Here is a 17,305-nt window from a genome sequence, read left to right as displayed (position 1 = left end):
CGAAGAGCCTTAAATGACCGACTATAAAGCCACGCTAAACCTTCCGGACACCGCCTTCCCAATGAAGGCCGGCCTGCCACAGCGCGAACCGCAGATCCTGCAGCGCTGGGACAGTATTGGCCTGTACGGAAAGTTGCGCGAAATTGGCAAGGATCGTCCGAAGTTCGTCCTGCACGACGGCCCTCCTTATGCCAACGGCACGATTCACATCGGTCATGCGCTGAACAAAATTCTCAAGGACATGATCCTGCGTTCGAAAACCCTGTCGGGTTTCGACGCGCCTTATGTTCCGGGCTGGGACTGCCACGGCCTGCCGATCGAGCACAAAGTCGAAGTGACCTACGGCAAGAATCTGGGCGCGGATAAAACCCGCGAACTGTGCCGTGCCTATGCCACCGAGCAGATCGAAGGGCAGAAGTCCGAATTCATTCGTCTGGGCGTCCTCGGCGAGTGGGACAACCCGTACAAGACCATGAACTTCAAGAACGAGGCCGGTGAAATCCGCGCCTTGGCCGAAATCGTCAAAGGCGGTTTCGTGTTCAAGGGCCTCAAACCCGTGAACTGGTGCTTCGACTGCGGTTCGGCCCTGGCAGAAGCGGAAGTCGAGTACGAAGACAAGAAGTCCTCGACCATCGACGTGGCCTTCCCGATCGCCGACGACGCCAAGCTGGCCCAAGCCTTTGGCCTGTCGAGCCTGCCAAAACCTGCAGCCATCGTGATCTGGACCACTACCCCGTGGACCATTCCGGCCAACCAGGCGCTGAACGTGCACCCGGAATTCACCTACGCCCTGGTGGACGTCGGTGATCGCCTGCTGGTGCTGGCTGAAGAAATGGTCGAAGCCTGCCTGGCACGCTACGAACTGCAAGGTTCGGTCATCGCCACCACCACCGGCACCGCGCTGGAACTGATCAACTTCCGTCACCCGTTCTACGACCGTCTGTCGCCGGTGTACCTGGCTGACTACGTGGAATTGGGTTCGGGTACTGGCATTGTTCACTGCTCGCCGGCTTATGGCGTGGATGACTTCGTCATCTGCAAGAAGTACGGCATGGTGAATGACGACATCATCAACCCGGTGCAGAGCAATGGCGTGTACGTGCCGTCGCTGGAGTTCTTCGGCGGCCAGTTCATTTTCAAGGCCGACCAGGCGATCATCGACAAGCTGAGCGAGGTCGGTGCGTTGGTGAAATCCGACACCATCAAGCACAGCTACATGCACTGCTGGCGTCACAAAACCCCGCTGATCTACCGCGCCACCGCGCAGTGGTTTATCGGCATGGACAAAGAGCCGACCAGCGGCGACACCCTGCGTGTGCGCTCGCTCAAAGCCATCGAAGAGACCAAGTTCGTCCCGGCCTGGGGCCAGGCGCGCCTGCACTCGATGATCGCCAACCGCCCGGACTGGTGCATCTCCCGCCAGCGTAACTGGGGCGTGCCGATCCCGTTCTTCCTGAACAAGGAAAGCGGCGAGCTGCACCCACGCACCGTCGAGCTGATGGAAGCAGTGGCGCTGCGCGTTGAACAGGAAGGCATCGAAGCCTGGTTCAAGCTGGACGCTGCCGAGCTGTTGGGCGACGAAGCGCCGCTGTACGACAAGATCAGCGACACCCTCGACGTGTGGTTCGACTCCGGCACCACCCACTGGCACGTGCTGCGCGGTTCGCACCCTATGGGCCACGCCACCGGCCCGCGTGCCGACCTGTATCTGGAAGGCTCGGACCAACACCGTGGCTGGTTCCACTCGTCGCTGTTGACCGGCTGCGCCATCGACAACCACGCGCCGTACCGCGAACTGCTGACCCACGGCTTCACCGTCGACGAGACGGGCCGCAAGATGTCCAAGTCGCTGAAAAACGTGATCGAGCCGAAAAAGATCAACGACACCCTGGGCGCCGACATCATGCGTCTGTGGGTCGCGTCGACCGATTACTCGGGCGAAATCGCCGTGTCGGACCAGATCCTGGCCCGCAGCGCCGATGCTTACCGCCGTATCCGTAATACCGCACGCTTCCTGCTGTCGAACCTGACCGGTTTCAACCCGGCCACCGACATCCTGCCGGCCGAGGACATGCTCGCCCTGGACCGTTGGGCCGTGGACCGTACCCTGTTGCTGCAGCGCGAGCTGCAGGAACACTACGGCGAATACCGCTTCTGGAACGTCTACTCGAAGATCCACAACTTCTGCGTGCAGGAGCTGGGTGGTTTCTACCTCGATATCATCAAGGACCGCCAGTACACCACCGGCGCCAACAGCAAGGCGCGCCGTTCGGCGCAGACCGCGCTGTACCACATCTCTGAAGCGCTGGTGCGCTGGATCGCGCCGATCCTGGCCTTCACCGCCGACGAACTGTGGGAATACCTGCCGGGCGAGCGTAACGAGTCGGTGATGCTCAACACCTGGTACGAAGGCCTGACCGAATTGCCGGCCAACTTCGAACTGGGCCGCGAGTATTGGGAAGGCGTAATGGCCGTCAAGGTTGCGGTGAACAAGGAGCTGGAAGTTCAGCGCGCGGCCAAGGCCGTCGGTGGCAACCTGCAAGCCGAAGTCACCCTGTTTGCCGAGGAAGGCCTGACCGCCGACCTGGCCAAGCTGAGCAACGAACTGCGCTTCGTGCTGATCACCTCGACCGCAAGCCTGGCACCGTTTGCCCAGGCACCCGCGGACGCAGTGGCCACCGAAGTACCGGGCCTCAAGCTCAAAGTGGTCAAGTCGGCCTTCCCCAAGTGCGCCCGTTGCTGGCACTGCCGTGAAGACGTCGGCGTGAACCCGGAGCATCCGGAAATCTGCGGCCGTTGCGTGGACAACATCAGCGGTGCTGGCGAGGTTCGCCACTATGCCTAAAACCAGCCGTTTCGGACGTCTGGGTTGGCTCGTGCTGAGCGTGCTGGTCCTGGTCATTGACCAGGTCAGCAAGGCTCACTTCGAAGGCTCCCTGCAGATGTTCCAGCAGATCGTGGTCATTCCTGACTACTTCAGCTGGACCCTGGCCTACAACACTGGCGCAGCCTTCAGCTTCCTGGCTGACAGCGGCGGCTGGCAGCGCTGGCTGTTTGCCCTGATCGCCGTGGTCGTCAGTGCTGTGCTCGTCGTTTGGCTCAAGCGCCTCGGCCGCGATGACACCTGGCTGGCAATCGCCCTGGCCCTGGTGCTGGGCGGCGCGCTGGGCAACCTGTACGACCGCATTGCTCTGGGCCATGTGATCGACTTTATTCTGGTGCATTGGCAGAACCGCTGGTACTTCCCGGCGTTCAACTTTGCCGACAGCGCCATCACCGTCGGTGCAATCATGCTGGCGTTGGATATGTTCAAAAGCAAGAAAACCGGAGAGACCGTCAATGACTGATCAGGTATTGGCTGAGCAACGCATCGGCCAGAACACGGAAGTCACTTTGCATTTCGCATTGCGCCTGGAGAATGGCGACACGGTCGACAGTACGTTCGACAAAGCCCCGGCGACCTTCAAGGTCGGCGACGGCAACCTGCTGCCGGGTTTTGAAGCGGCACTGTTCGGTTTCAAGGCCGGCGACAAGCGCACCCTGCAGATCCTGCCGGAAAACGCCTTTGGCCAGCCCAACCCGCAAAACGTGCAGATCATCCCGCGCTCGCAGTTCCAGGACATGGACCTGTCGGAAGGCCTGTTGGTGATCTTCAACGATGCGGCGAACACCGAGCTGCCCGGCGTGGTTAAAACCTTCGATGACGCGCAAGTGACCATCGACTTCAACCACCCGTTGGCCGGTAAAACCTTGACGTTTGACGTTGAAATCATCGACGTTAAAGCGCTCTAATTGGCCGTACGCGGTCTAAAATGTGGGAGCGGGCTTGCTCGCGAATGCGGTGGATCAGTCTAATAGTTCGGTGACTGACACTGCGCATTCGCGAGCAAGCCCGCTCCCACCTTTGATCTTCATTGTCAGTTGAGTCAGCGTCAGACCTGGCTCAAGGTGGCTGCAAGACACGAGGCACAGCATGCAAATCAAACTCGCCAACCCCCGTGGCTTCTGCGCCGGTGTGGACCGGGCGATCGAAATCGTCAATCGCGCCCTGGAAGTGTTCGGGCCGCCGATTTACGTGCGCCATGAAGTCGTCCACAACAAATTCGTGGTTGAAGACCTGCGCGCGCGCGGGGCTATCTTTGTCGAAGAACTCGACCAGGTGCCGGACGACGTTATCGTCATCTTCAGTGCCCACGGCGTGTCCCAGGCAGTGCGCACCGAAGCGGCCGGTCGTGGCCTCAAGGTGTTCGACGCCACCTGCCCGCTGGTGACCAAGGTCCATATCGAAGTCGCGCGCTACAGCCGCGACGGCCGTGAATGCATCCTGATCGGCCACGCCGGTCATCCGGAAGTCGAAGGCACCATGGGCCAGTACGACGCCAGCAATGGCGGTGCTATCTACCTGGTGGAAGACGAAAAAGACGTCGCCGAGTTGCAGGTTCAAAACCCGGATCGCCTGGCCTTCGTGACCCAAACCACGCTGTCGATGGACGACACCAGCCGTGTGATCGATGCTCTGCGCACACGCTTCCCGGCAATTGGCGGCCCACGCAAGGACGACATCTGCTACGCCACGCAAAACCGTCAGGACGCGGTCAAGCAACTGGCCGACGAGTGCGATGTGGTCCTGGTGGTGGGCAGCCCCAACAGTTCCAACTCCAACCGCTTGCGCGAACTGGCGGAACGCATGGCCACGCCGGCCTACCTGATCGACGGCGCCGAAGACATGCAGCGCAGTTGGTTCGATGGCGTTGAGCGTATCGGCATCACCGCGGGTGCTTCGGCTCCGGAAGTATTGGTGCGTGGCGTGATCCAGCAATTGCAGGCCTGGGGTGCTACCGGCGCGGATGAATTGGCCGGTCGCGAAGAGAACATCACGTTCTCGATGCCCAAAGAGCTGCGGGTTCGCTCACTGCTCTGAGTGCCACGGTGCCGGAGCCGCACAGCGCCTGCTCGGTGGCCTCACTGCGCAGGCTGATGCGCCCGCTCGGCGCCAGCACCACTTGATAGCGGCTCTGTACCGGGTCGGTGCCGCAGATGTGCACCGTACCGGCACGGAAGCCACCCCCCGCAAACACCGGTTCACCCAGCCCGCTGAAGCGTACCTGGTTCTTGACAGGCCCATTGCCCGCCATCATCACGCGCCCATTGCCCTGCCGTTCCAGCAGTATCGGGTTGTCGGTACCCGGCTCACCGCGCCCGCTTATATCCACAATGATTTGCCATCCTCGGCTCCAATCGTTCTCCAGCGCCTGAATGATCACTGGGCGATTGCGGGTGATTGCCTCAGTGCGCGCCAACCGCAGGCCTTCGGCAAGCGAGTGTGCCGCGCTGCGTTGCTGCTGCGACGCAAGCAAACCCTTGAAGGCAGGCACTGCCACGGTCACGAGGATGCCACCCAGTAGCAGGCCGAACAGAAGTTCGATCAGGGTGAAACCGCGTTGTTGCATAGTTTGTCCCTCCATGGGCAAGGGTAAAAATGGGTTTGGAGACCTAGGTATAGCGCCCGGCGGCGGGGCTGGATGATGGCCTTTATGTCCAAAGTATTTCCCTTTGTTCCGATTGCGGCGCGGGGCAAGAACCGGCACTAGTCTTGGCTCGTACAGCAGTGCTGCGCTGCTTTTTTTTGGCCTTCGACACGGATGACGACGGTAATGCTTGCCTGCCCGAACAGACTTTTTCCCTGCGCACTGCCTCGACAACAAACCGGTATGACCTTGATCGAAGTGTTGGTGGCGGTGCTGATTCTCGCCATCGGGTTGCTGGGCGCCGCAATGACCCAGCTCAATGCACTCAAGTACACCGACAGTGCAAGGATGACCAGCCAGGCCAGTTTCATTGCCTACGATATGCTCGATCGAATCCGCGCCAACTCAGGCGCCGACTACGCATGGGCACTCATGCAAAGCGCTCCCGCCAATACCCCGACGGCCAGCGTGCGGGACCTGGACCTGCATGACTTCGAGGCCAATATCATCGGCTTCGGCGGCGAGGATGCCAAAGGTTCGGTGGTGATCAGCGGTGGCGAGGTAACCGTGAGCATCAGTTGGGATGACTCCCGTGGGGCGAATACTCGTGGGGCGCGGGAAACCTTCACCCTCACCAGCCGCATTGACGGCGAACCGCAGGCGCCCCAATGAGACGCTCTGTGCGTGGTTTCAGCCTGGTGGAGATGTTGCTCGCACTGGCGGTCGGGTTGCTGCTGGTACTGGGTGTCAGCCAGGTGGCGATCAGCGCTCGCGCGACTCACGCCAGCCAACAGGCCGCCATGGTGCTGCAGGATGATGCGCGGTTTGTGCTGGGCAAGATGATCCAGGATATTCGCCAGGCAGGCATGTTCGGCTGCCTGGCGACAGCCTCTATCGACAACGCACCGCCAGCCTTTTATCGACCTCTCGGCTGGGACTCTGCAGGCAGCGCCTGGTCGCTGACGCTGGTCACCGCCGAGGTTGCAGGCGAGGGCGGCACGCCAGACTGGACGGTGCTCTCTGACTGCCTCGGCACGGCCCAGGCCTACGCGGGGAGTTCACCGCCACCGATGCCGGGGCAGATCCGCTTTGCGCTGCGCCAACTCACCTACACCTATGAAACCGGGCAACTGAAGGTCAGTACCCCTGCGGCGCCGGCCAAGTCGGTGCTGTTGGACAACGTGCAGGCCTTCGACATCAGTTTCGGCGTGGCGGGCAAGCCAGGTTCGCCTCAGGTAGCGCGCTATGAATCCCGCCCGGCGGATGAATCGCTGATCCGCAGCGTACGCCTGCGCATCACGTTGCAAGACCCGACCGGGCGCGTGAAAGATCAGGCCTACAGCGTGGTAGCAGCCTTGCGAAACCGGCTGGGGTAGGGCGGCATGTTCAATCATCACGATGTTTTTGCGCGGCAAACCGGCATGGTTTTGCTGATCAGCCTGGTGTTTCTGCTGATGCTGTCACTGATCGGCCTGGCATCGATGCAAGGGGCGGTGTCCCAACAAAAGATTACCGGCAGCGTTTGGCATCGAAACCAATCCTTCCAAAGCGCCGAAAGTGGCCTGCGGTTGGGGGAGTCGGTGATCCGACGGGCCGGCGCGACATTGCCGGTGTGTCGGGCAATCACCACCTGTGCGCCGCCGATGGAATCGGCGCGGGTGGTGGCGGCAGGCACACACCCTGTTTCGGCGGTCACTTGGGTTGCCCTGAAAGGCGGGCTATATGGCGTGCAATCCCTGGGAGTGGGCTTTGCGCTGGCGGGTTTGCCTGCCGGAACACCGGCCGCGTTGTACCGCGTGACCGCAGTTGGGAGCAGTGGCCAGGTGCGCACGGTGCTGGAGGCGGTCTATGCACAGGCAGAGGGAGGCCTGAACGTTCATCGAGTTCTATGGCGACAACTTCAATAGTAAGGAGCATATCAATGGGCAAGGATTGCCAGGGTTTTACCCTGATCGAGTTACTGGGCACGGTCGCCATCATCGCGTTTTTGGCCGGGATTGCTTACCCCGCGTATACCGGGCAGGTGAAAAAAGCCTACCGCGCGCAGATCGTTGCACTGCTGACTGAGCAGGCGCAGCACCTCGAGCGCTTTTACACGCGCCACGGCACTTTTATTGATGCAGGTGGCGCCAGTGCCGGCAATGATCACTATAGAATCAGCACTGCGTTGAGCCCCGAGGCATTTACCCTGGTCGCCTCGCCTGCAGTGGGCGCCATCATGGCGAATGACCCTTGCGGTGAGTTCAGCTTGTCCAGTACCGGCGTACGCAGTAATCCGGGCGCGATACCTGAAATGTCGCGCCTTGCGTGCTGGGGGCAATGATGAGCGCGCTGGATGAATGGGCGCCGGGTGCGCTTTTCCCTTTTTATCGGCTGGATCAAATGATGGCTAAGCAACAGCAAGTGGTGATTGTGGGTGGCGGTGTTATCGGCTTGTTGACCGCGTTCAACCTCGCCACCGAGGGGCAGTCCGTGGTGCTGCTGGAGCGCTCCAGGCTGGGGCAGGAGTCTTCCTGGGCGGGTGGCGGTATCGTTTCGCCGTTGTACCCATGGCGCTACAGCCCGGCGGTCACCGCACTGGCCCATTGGTCGCAGGATTTTTACCCGCAGTTGGCACAGCGACTGTTTGCGGCCACCGGGGTTGATCCAGAGGTTCACACCACCGGCCTTTACTGGCTGGACCTGGAAGATGAAGCCCAGGCGTTGGCCTGGGCTGCCCGTGAAGGCCGGCCGTTGAGCAAGGTGGATGTGTCGGCCGCCCATGACGCCGTGCCGGTGCTGGGTGGTGGGTATTCCCAGGCGATCTTCATGGCGGACGTGGCCAACGTACGTAACCCGCGTCTGGTCAAATCCCTCAAGGCCGCGCTGTTGGCGTTACCGGGCGTGACCCTTCATGAGCAGTGCGAAGTGGAGGGGTTTGTGATTGAAGGTGGCGACGTCGTGGGTGTGAACACCCCGGCGGGGCCAGTCCTGGGCGACCAGGTGGTGCTGGCGGCGGGTGCCTGGAGCGGCGAAATACTCGGCAAGCTGGGCCTGTCGCTGCCGGTGGAGCCGGTCAAAGGCCAAATGATTTTGTACAAATGTGCGTCGGATTTTTTGTCGAGCATGGTGCTGGCCAAGGGGCGCTATGCGATCCCACGGCGTGACGGGCACATTCTGATCGGCAGCACGCTGGAGCACGAAGGGTTCGACAAGACCCCGACCGACTCTGCCCTGGAAAGCCTGAAGGCGTCGGCGGTGGAATTGATTCCCGCGCTGGCAGATGCCGAGGTCGTAGGCCACTGGGCCGGTTTGCGCCCAGGCTCACCGGAAGGTATCCCTTACATCGGTGAAGTACCCGGTTTCAAAGGGCTTTGGCTCAATTGCGGGCATTATCGCAATGGGCTGGTACTCGCGCCGGCATCCTGCCAACTGTTTGCTGACTTGCTGCTGGGCCGTACCCCGGTTATCGACCCGGCGCCGTATGCGCCCGCCGGTCGGATCAACGCTGGATAGACTTCGGCCCTTGTTCCAGGTGCGCCTGGGTGCAGTACCACGCCTGCCGTGAACTGAGTGCGCGGTCCTGCGGCAGGTGCACGCCGCAGTGGGCGCAGCGCACCATCATGGCCGCGCCCGGCTCAGCGGAGCGCTGCTGTTTAGCCGCCGGGCTTTTGAATTTGCGCCAGAACCATACCGCGGCAGCAATGACGGCAATCCAGAACAGTAGACGAAGCATGATGGGCAGTTTCTCGACAGGGAATGCGCCAGTTTAGCCAAGCGCGTGACAAGCGCACAGTGCAATAACAAGGCGCCCACAAAAAAGGAGCCTCGAGAGGCTCCTTCTTGATGACGCTGTGTGCAATCAGTCAAACACGCCGAAGGTCATGTAGCTGAACCACGAACGGTCTTCATTGTTGCCCAGGGCCTGCGGTGCTTCTTCTTCGATCACGTCGCCATTGGCGTCATGCGGCTTGAGCTCCGAAGGAATGGCTTCCTTGGCGTCCTGGAACTGCTTCATCACGTCCTGGTTGGCGCGGGTTTCGCCCGGCGGCAGCGGTGGACGGGAACTGATCAGGCCCAGGGTGTATTTGCTCAACCACGAACGGTTGTCTGCTTCAGCTACCCGAGGCACGAACTGGCCGTCTTTCAGGCTTGGGGAGTCCGGGTAGTTGAGCTTCAGGGTTTCCAGGCTGGTGGTTGCCAATGCATCCAGGTGCAAGGCCTGGTAAGCCTGGGTCATCACCGCCAGGCCATCACCCACGGATGGGGTTTCCTGGAAGTTCTCAACTACATAACGGCCACGGTTGGCGGCAGCTACATACGCCTGACGGGTCAGATAGTAGTCGGCCACGTGAATCTCGTAGGAGGCCAGCAGGTTGCGCAGGTAGATCATGCGCTGCTTGGCGTCCGGCGAGTAGCGGCTGTTGGGGTAGCGGCTGGTGAGCTGGGCGAACTCGTTGAAGGAGTCGCGGGCAGCACCAGGGTCACGCTTGGTCATGTCCAGCGGCAGGAAGCGCGCCAGCAGGCCAACGTCCTGGTCGAACGAGGTCAGGCCCTTCATGTAGTAGGCGTAGTCCACGTTCGGGTGCTGCGGGTGCAGCCGGATAAAACGCTCGGCGGCGGACTTGGCAGCTTCCGGCTCCGCGTTCTTGTAGTTGGCGTAGATCAGCTCAAGCTGTGCCTGGTCGGCGTAGCGCCCGAACGGATAGCGCGACTCCAGGGCCTTCAGCTTGGCTGTGGCACTGGTGTAGCTATTATTGTCCAAGTCTTTTTGAGCTAATTGATACAGCTCGACTTCGCTCAGGTTTTCGTCGACGACTTCCTTTGTTGACGAGCAAGCAGCAGTCATGGCGAGGATGGCGATCAGCAGCAGGTGTTTCACTTGCATGGCGGCTTGCGTCCCTATGACGGCCGCTGTCTTGGGCGGGGCCGTCCTGTTATGATGAGCGCCCCGTTGAAAGCCTCGGGGCAAAAGACGCCGTATTTAACCACAAGCGCGCAGCCGAAACCAAAGGCTGTGCCACGCCTAGTCTGAGCATGTCCGATAAAATTGAACTTCGCGCAGAGGTGCCGTCCGAATTGGGCGGCCAACGCCTCGATCAAGTCGCCGCACAATTATTCGCTGAGCACTCGCGCTCGCGCCTTTCCGCCTGGATCAAAGACGGCCGCCTGACTGTGGATGGAGCGGTTATCCGCCCGCGAGACATAGTCCATGGCGGTGCGATTCTTGAGCTGACTGCCGAGCAGGAAGCCCAGGGAGAATGGGTCGCCCAAGACATCGAGCTGGATATCGTCTATGAAGATGATGACATCCTGGTCATCAACAAACCTGCAGGCCTGGTGGTTCACCCGGCGGTCGGGCACGCTGATGGCACTTTGCTTAATGCCTTGTTGCACCACGTGCCGGACATCGTCAACGTGCCGCGCTGCGGCATCGTGCACCGCCTGGACAAGGACACCACCGGCTTGATGGTAGTGGCCAAGACCATTCAGGCGCAGACGCAGTTGGTCACACAATTGCAGGCCCGCAGTGTCAGCCGGATCTACGAATGCATCGTGATCGGCGTGGTGGTGGCGGGTGGCAAGATCAACGCCCCGATCGGCCGCCACGGCCAGCAGCGCCAGCGTATGGCGGTGATGGAAGGCGGCAAGCCGGCCGTCAGCCACTACCGTGTGCTCGAACGTTTTCGCTCTCACACGCATGTGCGGGTGAAGCTGGAAACCGGCCGCACGCACCAGATTCGCGTGCATATGGCGCACATCAACTTCCCGTTGGTCGGAGATCCGGCCTACGGTGGTCGCTTCCGTATTCCGCCAGCGGCCAGCCAGACCATGGTTGAATCGCTGAAAACCTTCCCGCGCCAGGCACTGCATGCACGTTTCCTGGAACTGGATCATCCGACGAGCGGTAAGCGGATGAGCTGGGAATCGCCTCTACCGGACGATCTGGTCTGGTTGTTGTCGTTGCTCAAGCAGGATCGCGAGGCATTTGTCGGGTGAATGACTGGCTGATTCCTGACTGGCCCGCGCCGTCGGGAGTCAAAGCCTGCGTCACCACCCGTGCGGGCGGCGTCAGTCTGGCGCCGTTCGACAGCCTTAACCTGGGTGATCACGTCGAGGACAGCCTTGAGGCCGTCCTTGAAAATCGTCGCCGCCTTACCGATGCTTTTTCTATCCAGCCTGCCTGGTTACGCCAGGTTCACGGGATAACCGTGGTGGAGGCTGACCCTTCGCGTATCGCTGAAGCCGATGCCAGTTGGACCAGCACACCCGGCATTGCCTGCACATCAATGACCGCCGACTGCCTGCCCGCGTTGTTCTGCAACCGCGCCGGCACCCGCGTGGCGGCTGCCCATGCCGGTTGGCGCGGGTTGGCAGCGGGTGTATTGGAAGCGGCCTTTGAAAGCTTGAATGCCGAACCCGACGACGTACTGGTCTGGCTCGGCCCGGCCATCGGTCCGCAAGCCTTCGAGGTCGGCCCCGAAGTGCGTGAAGCCTTCATGCAGCAACTGCCAGCCACGGCCGAGGCCTTTGTACCTGGCCGCAACCCCGGCAAGTACATGGCCGACATCTACCAGCTGGCACGCCTGCGTCTGGCTGCGCGCGGTGTCACCGCTGTATATGGTGGCGGTTTATGCACCGTGACCGACCCGCGCTTCTTTTCCTACCGTCGCAGCCCGCGCACCGGTCGGTTCGCCTCCCTTATCTGGCTTGAGCGCTAGACTCTCCTGACTTGGATCAATGCTGATCCACATCAACGATCAGCTGCTTGAATCTTGCAGAATCCCCCCCATCTATAAGGGTATCTGGCAGGTTTCTTCATTCAGGATGTGTATTTCTAGCTCCGGCCTGCTCAAAAGGAAGGTGACTAATGCGTATTGATCGTTTAACCAGCAAATTGCAGTTGGCACTCTCGGACTCCCAATCCCTGGCGGTCGGCCTCGACCACCCGGCGATTGAGCCTGCGCACTTGATGCAGGCGCTTCTCGAACAGCAAGGTGGTTCTATCAAGCCGTTGTTGATGCAGGTGGGCTTTGACGTCAACAGCCTGCGCAAAGAGTTGAGCAAAGAGCTCGACCAACTGCCGAAAATCCAAAACCCTACCGGCGACGTGAACATGTCGCAGGATCTGGCGCGCCTGCTTAACCAGGCCGATCGTCTGGCCCAGCAGAAAGGTGACCAGTTCATCTCCAGCGAACTGGTGCTGCTCGCCGCGATGGACGACAACAGCAAGCTTGGCAAATTGTTGCTGGGCCAGGGCGTGAGCAAAAAAGCCCTGGAAAACGCCATTAATAACCTGCGTGGCGGCGAGGCGGTGAATGACCCCAACCATGAGGAGTCGCGCCAGGCCCTGGACAAATACACCGTCGACCTGACCAAGCGCGCCGAAGAAGGCAAGCTGGACCCGGTGATTGGCCGTGACGACGAAATTCGGCGCACTATCCAGGTGTTGCAGCGTCGCACCAAGAACAACCCTGTACTGATCGGTGAGCCCGGCGTGGGTAAGACCGCGATTGCCGAGGGCCTGGCCCAGCGCATCATCAATGGTGAAGTGCCGGACAGCCTTAAAGGCAAGCGCCTGTTGTCCCTGGACATGGGGTCGCTGATCGCCGGTGCCAAGTTCCGTGGCGAGTTCGAAGAGCGCCTCAAATCCCTGCTTAATGAACTGTCGAAGCAGGAAGGGCAGATCATTCTTTTTATCGACGAGCTGCACACCATGGTCGGCGCCGGTAAAGGCGAAGGCTCGATGGATGCCGGCAACATGCTCAAGCCGGCGTTGGCGCGCGGTGAGCTGCATTGCGTGGGTGCGACCACGCTCAACGAATACCGTCAGTACATTGAAAAGGATGCGGCCCTTGAGCGGCGCTTCCAGAAAGTATTGGTGGAAGAACCCAGCGAAGAAGACACCATCGCCATCCTGCGTGGCCTCAAAGAGCGGTATGAGGTGCACCACAAGGTGGCGATCACTGACGGCGCGATCATCGCGGCGGCCAAACTGAGCCATCGCTATATCACCGACCGCCAGTTGCCGGACAAGGCCATCGACCTGATCGACGAAGCGGCCAGCCGCATTCGCATGGAGATCGACTCCAAGCCGGAAGTGCTCGATCGTCTGGACCGACGCCTGATTCAGCTGAAAGTTGAATCCCAGGCGCTTAAGAAAGAAGAGGACGACGCAGCAAAAAAACGCCTGGAAAAACTTCAGGAAGAAATCCTGCGCCTGGAGCGTGAGTATGCGGACCTCGAAGAAATCTGGACCTCGGAAAAAGCCGAAGTGCAGGGTTCTGCGCAGATCCAGCAAAAGATCGAGCAGTCCCGCCAGGAGCTGGAAGCAGCACGTCGTAAAGGCGACCTGAACCGCATGGCCGAGTTGCAGTACGGGGTGATCCCGGACCTGGAGCGCAGCCTGCAAATGGTCGACCAGCACGGCAAGCCCGAGAACCAACTGCTGCGCAGCAAAGTGACCGAGGAGGAAATTGCTGAAGTCGTCTCCAAGTGGACCGGCATTCCTGTGTCGAAAATGCTTGAAGGCGAGCGCGACAAGCTGCTGAAGATGGAAAGCCTGCTGCACCAGCGTGTGATTGGCCAGGAAGAGGCCGTGGTAGCGGTCTCCAACGCGGTACGGCGTTCGCGGGCGGGTTTGTCCGACCCTAATCGCCCGAGCGGCTCGTTCATGTTCCTCGGCCCAACCGGCGTGGGTAAGACCGAGCTGTGCAAGGCATTGGCCGAATTCCTCTTTGATACTGAAGAGGCCATGGTACGCATCGATATGTCCGAATTCATGGAGAAACATTCGGTGGCGCGCTTGATCGGTGCTCCTCCAGGCTATGTGGGCTATGAAGAAGGCGGTTACCTGACCGAAGCCGTGCGTCGCAAGCCTTACTCGGTGATCCTGCTGGATGAGGTCGAGAAGGCCCACCCGGATGTGTTCAACATCTTGCTGCAGGTGCTGGAAGATGGCCGGTTGACGGACAGCCACGGGCGTACGGTGGACTTCCGCAATACGGTGATCGTGATGACCTCCAACCTGGGCTCGGCGCAGATCCAGGAACTGGTCGGTGATCGTGAGGCCCAGCGCGCGGCGGTGATGGACGCGCTGACGTCGCACTTCCGCCCGGAATTCATCAACCGGGTCGATGAAGTGGTGATCTTCGAGCCTCTGGCGCGGGATCAGATCGCGGGTATTACCGAGATCCAGTTGGGCCGCCTGCGTAGCCGCCTGGCCGAGCGCGAGCTTGACCTGGAGCTGAGCAGCGAGGCGTTGGACAAGCTGATCGCGGTGGGTTACGACCCGGTGTATGGCGCACGGCCTCTGAAACGCGCGATTCAGCGCTGGATCGAGAACCCATTGGCGCAGTTGATCCTGTCGGGCAGCTTCATGCCGGGGACCAGCGTGGCGGCCACGGTGGAAAACGACGAAATCGTCTTCCACTAAGCCCGGCCTGTATGGCGATAAGAGGAGGCCTCGCATTGCGTGGCCTTTTTTTTCGATAGGGCGTTGAACTGTAAGGCAAAGGCTTGTAAAGTGCGCCCCGCAGCAACGTCAGCCCACGGGTTTCTTCTCCCCAAGAAGAAATCAGAAACAAGCGCAAATCATTGTCTTAAAAGCAATTTAAAGGGTTGACAGGGGTTTTTAAGATTGTAGAATAGCGCGCCTCAGAGACGTGAACGTAGCGATACGGACAAGCCGAAGAGAAGGTTGTAAAGCAGTAGAAGTTGTACATTTGAAATATGTAGTTCCGTGATAGCTCAGTCGGTAGAGCAAATGACTGTTAATCATTGGGTCCCAGGTTCGAGTCCTGGTCACGGAGCCAATTTCAAAACCGGGGTATAGCGCAGTCCGGTAGCGCGCCTGCTTTGGGAGCAGGATGTCAGGAGTTCGAATCCCCTTACCCCGACCATTTTTGGGTCGTTAGCTCAGTTGGTAGAGCAGTTGGCTTTTAACCAATTGGTCGTAGGTTCGAATCCCACACGACCCACCATTTTTGAGACCAGTTAACGCTGGAATCGAATCTTAAGATCAGAGGCCAAAAGCACTGATCGAAGAAGGCGACTGAAAGGTCGCCTTTTTTTTACCGGGGTATAGCGCAGTCCGGTAGCGCGCCTGCTTTGGGAGCAGGATGTCAGGAGTTCGAATCCCCTTACCCCGACCATATTAAAAATCCTCGTATCGAAAGATGCGGGGATTTTTTTTGTGCGCGCAAATCCTTGGCTCACCACAAAACAAATGTGGGAGGACCCGCCACCTCTTCGATGTAGCGCTGTCGCGCATCAAACTGGTTCATCGTAAGGTTGAAGAACGCGGGCGGGGCAAAGGCCGTAACCAGCACTGGTGTGTCAGCACCCGAGTGGGAGAGTGGCCTGCACGGTATCGGCGTGGAGTCATTGTCGGCACAGCAAGCTGTGACCACGTATAAGAGAGTGAATCCGCTCGCCACCGTGTACCCCGCCCGCGTCATTCAATCCTGCGAGGAATTGTCATGACGCGCAAGAACCAAAAACGTTTTGAGGTCATCCACCCTGACTGCGCTGCCGTTGATGTTGGAGGCGGTGAACATTTGGCCGCCGTTGATCCGACCAAATGCGCTGACCCGGTTAAAAGGTTTTCAACCTTCACCGACGATTTGCACGCCATGGCCGACTGGTTTGAATCCATGGGCGTCAAGATGGTGGCGATGGAAGCAACCGGGGTTTATTGGATCCCGCTTTTTGAAATATTGGATAGAAGAGGTTTTAAGGTCTATCTGGTTAATTCGCGGGCAACGCGGCAGATAACCGGCCGAAAGTCCGATGTACTTGATTGCCAGTGGATCCTTCAGCTCATGACGCACGGCCTGCTGAGAGGCGCTTTTCGGCCCTCGGACGAAGTGTGCTCACTGCGTTCACTGGTCCGTCAGCGTAGTAATAAAGTTCGTGACCAAGCCAAAGCGCTTAATCGGATGCAAAAGGCGCTGGTCCAAATGAACATCCAGCTGGCTCAGGTCATCAGCAACATTGCCGGGGTGACGGGTATGAGCATTTTGCGAGCAATCGTTGAGGGCGAACGAGATCCAGAAGTGCTCGCCATGCTCAGAGACAAGCGTGTCAAAGCCGACCAGGCCACCGTCGCCCGTAGCTTGCGGGGTAATTGGCGAGCCGAGCATTTGCATGCGCTGAGCCAGGAATTGGCGGCTTATGATTTTCTGGAAAAGCAAATTGGTGAGTGCGACCAAGCCATTGCTCACGCACTGGAACGACTTCCAGTGCTTCAGGCGGATGTTGTCCCGCCCAGTAAAACACTGCGCAACCCACACCGCTCAAATGAGCAGCAACTGATTTTGCATCGCGCACTGAACAAGGTCATGGGCGTGGATTTGACCGCAATCCCAACCATAGGAATCGACACGGCTTTGGTTTTGGCCAGTGAATTGGGGGCGGATTTATCACGTTTTCCGACTTCGCAGCACTTCTGTTCGTGGTTAGGCCTCGCACCGCCGACGAGAATTTCGGGAGGAAAACCCCTTCCTGGAAAGACGGTGAAAGTGATTAATCGAGCTGCTCAAGCGCTGAAGCAAGCCGCCTCTATTGCACGTAACGACAAAAGTTTTATCGGTGCCAGCCACCGAGCGCGCCTGACCCGGATGGACACCTGTTGCGCGATTAAGGCGACAGCGCATCAACTGGCACGACTGATCTACGCGATGCTGACCAAAGGTCAGCCTTATGTTGAGAAAGGAATAGAGGAATTTGAAGAGCGTAGCCGGGACCGGCAACTGCGCGCCTTGGAGCGCAAGGCGCGAAAGTTGGGGTTGCAGCTGGTTAAAGCGGCTTGATTTTTAAGAGCAAAAACAATGAGTTATTTTTTGTTTGATAAGAGC

General features: G+C 59.6%; 16 protein-coding genes and 4 tRNA genes. 17 read left to right on the top strand and 3 right to left on the bottom strand.

Features of this window, described 5'->3' with window-relative positions:
• The first annotated feature begins 13 nt into the window (after positions 1-13).
• The 4 genes from ileS (at position 14) to ispH (ending at position 4,921) form a co-directional block, all read left to right on the top strand.
• The gene (gene ileS / locus BFP92_RS11865) at positions 14-2,845 is read left to right on the top strand and encodes an isoleucine--tRNA ligase (protein ID WP_056859106.1); all 2,832 of its coding nucleotides are present in this window, start codon (positions 14-16) and stop codon (positions 2,843-2,845) included.
• Entirely contained in the window at positions 2,838-3,347 is a 510-nt protein-coding gene (lspA, locus tag BFP92_RS11860) for a signal peptidase II (RefSeq protein ID WP_056859105.1), read from the top strand. The genes ileS and lspA overlap by 8 nt, the downstream gene beginning before the upstream one ends.
• A 7-nt stretch (positions 3,348-3,354) precedes the next feature.
• The gene (gene fkpB / locus BFP92_RS11855) at positions 3,355-3,792 is read left to right on the top strand and encodes an FKBP-type peptidyl-prolyl cis-trans isomerase (protein ID WP_010213263.1); all 438 of its coding nucleotides are present in this window, start codon (positions 3,355-3,357) and stop codon (positions 3,790-3,792) included.
• Between the two features lie 181 nt (positions 3,793-3,973).
• Complete coding sequence (ispH, locus tag BFP92_RS11850) at positions 3,974-4,921, top strand: 4-hydroxy-3-methylbut-2-enyl diphosphate reductase (RefSeq protein WP_017137605.1); 948 nt, start codon at positions 3,974-3,976, stop codon at positions 4,919-4,921.
• On the opposite strand, the gene BFP92_RS11845 is transcribed toward ispH, so the two are convergent.
• Positions 4,875-5,450: a GspH/FimT family pseudopilin gene (locus BFP92_RS11845; RefSeq protein WP_065929627.1), complete on the bottom strand. Its 576-nt coding sequence runs from the start codon at positions 5,448-5,450 to the stop codon at positions 4,875-4,877. The genes ispH and BFP92_RS11845 overlap by 47 nt on opposite strands.
• Before the next feature lie 204 nt (positions 5,451-5,654).
• On the opposite strand from BFP92_RS11845, the gene pilV reads away from it, so the two are divergent.
• The 5 genes from pilV (at position 5,655) to thiO (ending at position 8,963) form a co-directional block, all read left to right on the top strand.
• The gene (gene pilV, locus BFP92_RS11840) at positions 5,655-6,140 is read left to right on the top strand and encodes a type IV pilus modification protein PilV (protein WP_065929626.1); all 486 of its coding nucleotides are present in this window, start codon (positions 5,655-5,657) and stop codon (positions 6,138-6,140) included.
• Entirely contained in the window at positions 6,137-6,844 is a 708-nt protein-coding gene (locus BFP92_RS11835) for a PilW family protein (RefSeq protein ID WP_065929625.1), read from the top strand. Before pilV ends, BFP92_RS11835 begins: the two co-directional genes overlap by 4 nt.
• Before the next feature lie 6 nt (positions 6,845-6,850).
• Positions 6,851-7,375, top strand: coding sequence for a pilus assembly PilX family protein (locus tag BFP92_RS11830; protein WP_065929624.1), 525 nt, complete (start codon positions 6,851-6,853; stop codon positions 7,373-7,375).
• Positions 7,376-7,389: 14 nt separating this feature from the next.
• Positions 7,390-7,791 (top strand): type IV pilin protein, encoded by a 402-nt coding sequence (locus BFP92_RS11825; RefSeq protein ID WP_065929623.1) that lies wholly within the window; start codon positions 7,390-7,392, stop codon positions 7,789-7,791.
• A gap of 62 nt (positions 7,792-7,853) precedes the next feature.
• A complete protein-coding gene (thiO, locus tag BFP92_RS11820; protein ID WP_065929717.1) occupies positions 7,854-8,963 on the top strand; it encodes a glycine oxidase ThiO in 1,110 nt (369 codons plus the stop codon).
• Here thiO and BFP92_RS11815 read toward each other — a convergent pair.
• Together BFP92_RS11815 and BFP92_RS11810 are read right to left on the bottom strand one after the other, a co-directional pair.
• Positions 8,950-9,183, bottom strand: coding sequence for a PP0621 family protein (locus BFP92_RS11815; RefSeq protein WP_065929622.1), 234 nt, complete (start codon positions 9,181-9,183; stop codon positions 8,950-8,952). The genes thiO and BFP92_RS11815 overlap by 14 nt on opposite strands.
• Positions 9,184-9,309: 126 nt before the next feature.
• Positions 9,310-10,335 (bottom strand): outer membrane protein assembly factor BamD, encoded by a 1,026-nt coding sequence (locus tag BFP92_RS11810; protein WP_017137597.1) that lies wholly within the window; start codon positions 10,333-10,335, stop codon positions 9,310-9,312.
• Positions 10,336-10,484: 149 nt separating this feature from the next.
• On the opposite strand from BFP92_RS11810, the gene rluD reads away from it, so the two are divergent.
• From rluD to BFP92_RS11770, 8 genes are all read left to right on the top strand, one after another.
• A complete protein-coding gene (rluD, locus tag BFP92_RS11805; RefSeq protein WP_017137596.1) occupies positions 10,485-11,447 on the top strand; it encodes a 23S rRNA pseudouridine(1911/1915/1917) synthase RluD in 963 nt (320 codons plus the stop codon).
• Positions 11,444-12,169, top strand: coding sequence for a peptidoglycan editing factor PgeF (gene pgeF / locus BFP92_RS11800; RefSeq protein ID WP_065929621.1), 726 nt, complete (start codon positions 11,444-11,446; stop codon positions 12,167-12,169). The genes rluD and pgeF overlap by 4 nt, the downstream gene beginning before the upstream one ends.
• 149 nt (positions 12,170-12,318) lie before the next feature.
• Positions 12,319-14,883, top strand: coding sequence for an ATP-dependent chaperone ClpB (gene clpB, locus BFP92_RS11795; RefSeq protein ID WP_065929620.1), 2,565 nt, complete (start codon positions 12,319-12,321; stop codon positions 14,881-14,883).
• 303 nt (positions 14,884-15,186) lie between these two features.
• Positions 15,187-15,262: transfer RNA gene (locus tag BFP92_RS11790), tRNA-Asn, on the top strand.
• A gap of 10 nt (positions 15,263-15,272) precedes the next feature.
• A tRNA-Pro gene (locus BFP92_RS11785) sits at positions 15,273-15,349 on the top strand.
• Positions 15,350-15,354: 5 nt separating this feature from the next.
• Positions 15,355-15,430: transfer RNA gene (locus BFP92_RS11780), tRNA-Lys, on the top strand.
• 94 nt (positions 15,431-15,524) lie between these two features.
• Positions 15,525-15,601: transfer RNA gene (locus BFP92_RS11775), tRNA-Pro, on the top strand.
• A gap of 327 nt (positions 15,602-15,928) precedes the next feature.
• Positions 15,929-17,260 (top strand): IS110 family RNA-guided transposase, encoded by a 1,332-nt coding sequence (locus BFP92_RS11770; protein ID WP_065911656.1) that lies wholly within the window; start codon positions 15,929-15,931, stop codon positions 17,258-17,260.
• Positions 17,261-17,305: the final 45 nt, after the last annotated feature.

Source organism: Pseudomonas sp. 58 R 3 (genome assembly GCF_900006605.1).
Classification (GTDB): domain Bacteria; phylum Pseudomonadota; class Gammaproteobacteria; order Pseudomonadales; family Pseudomonadaceae; genus Aquipseudomonas; species Aquipseudomonas salomonii.
The sequence above is the reverse complement of the archived record's forward strand: the minus strand, read 5'-3'. Positions and strand labels throughout refer to the sequence as shown.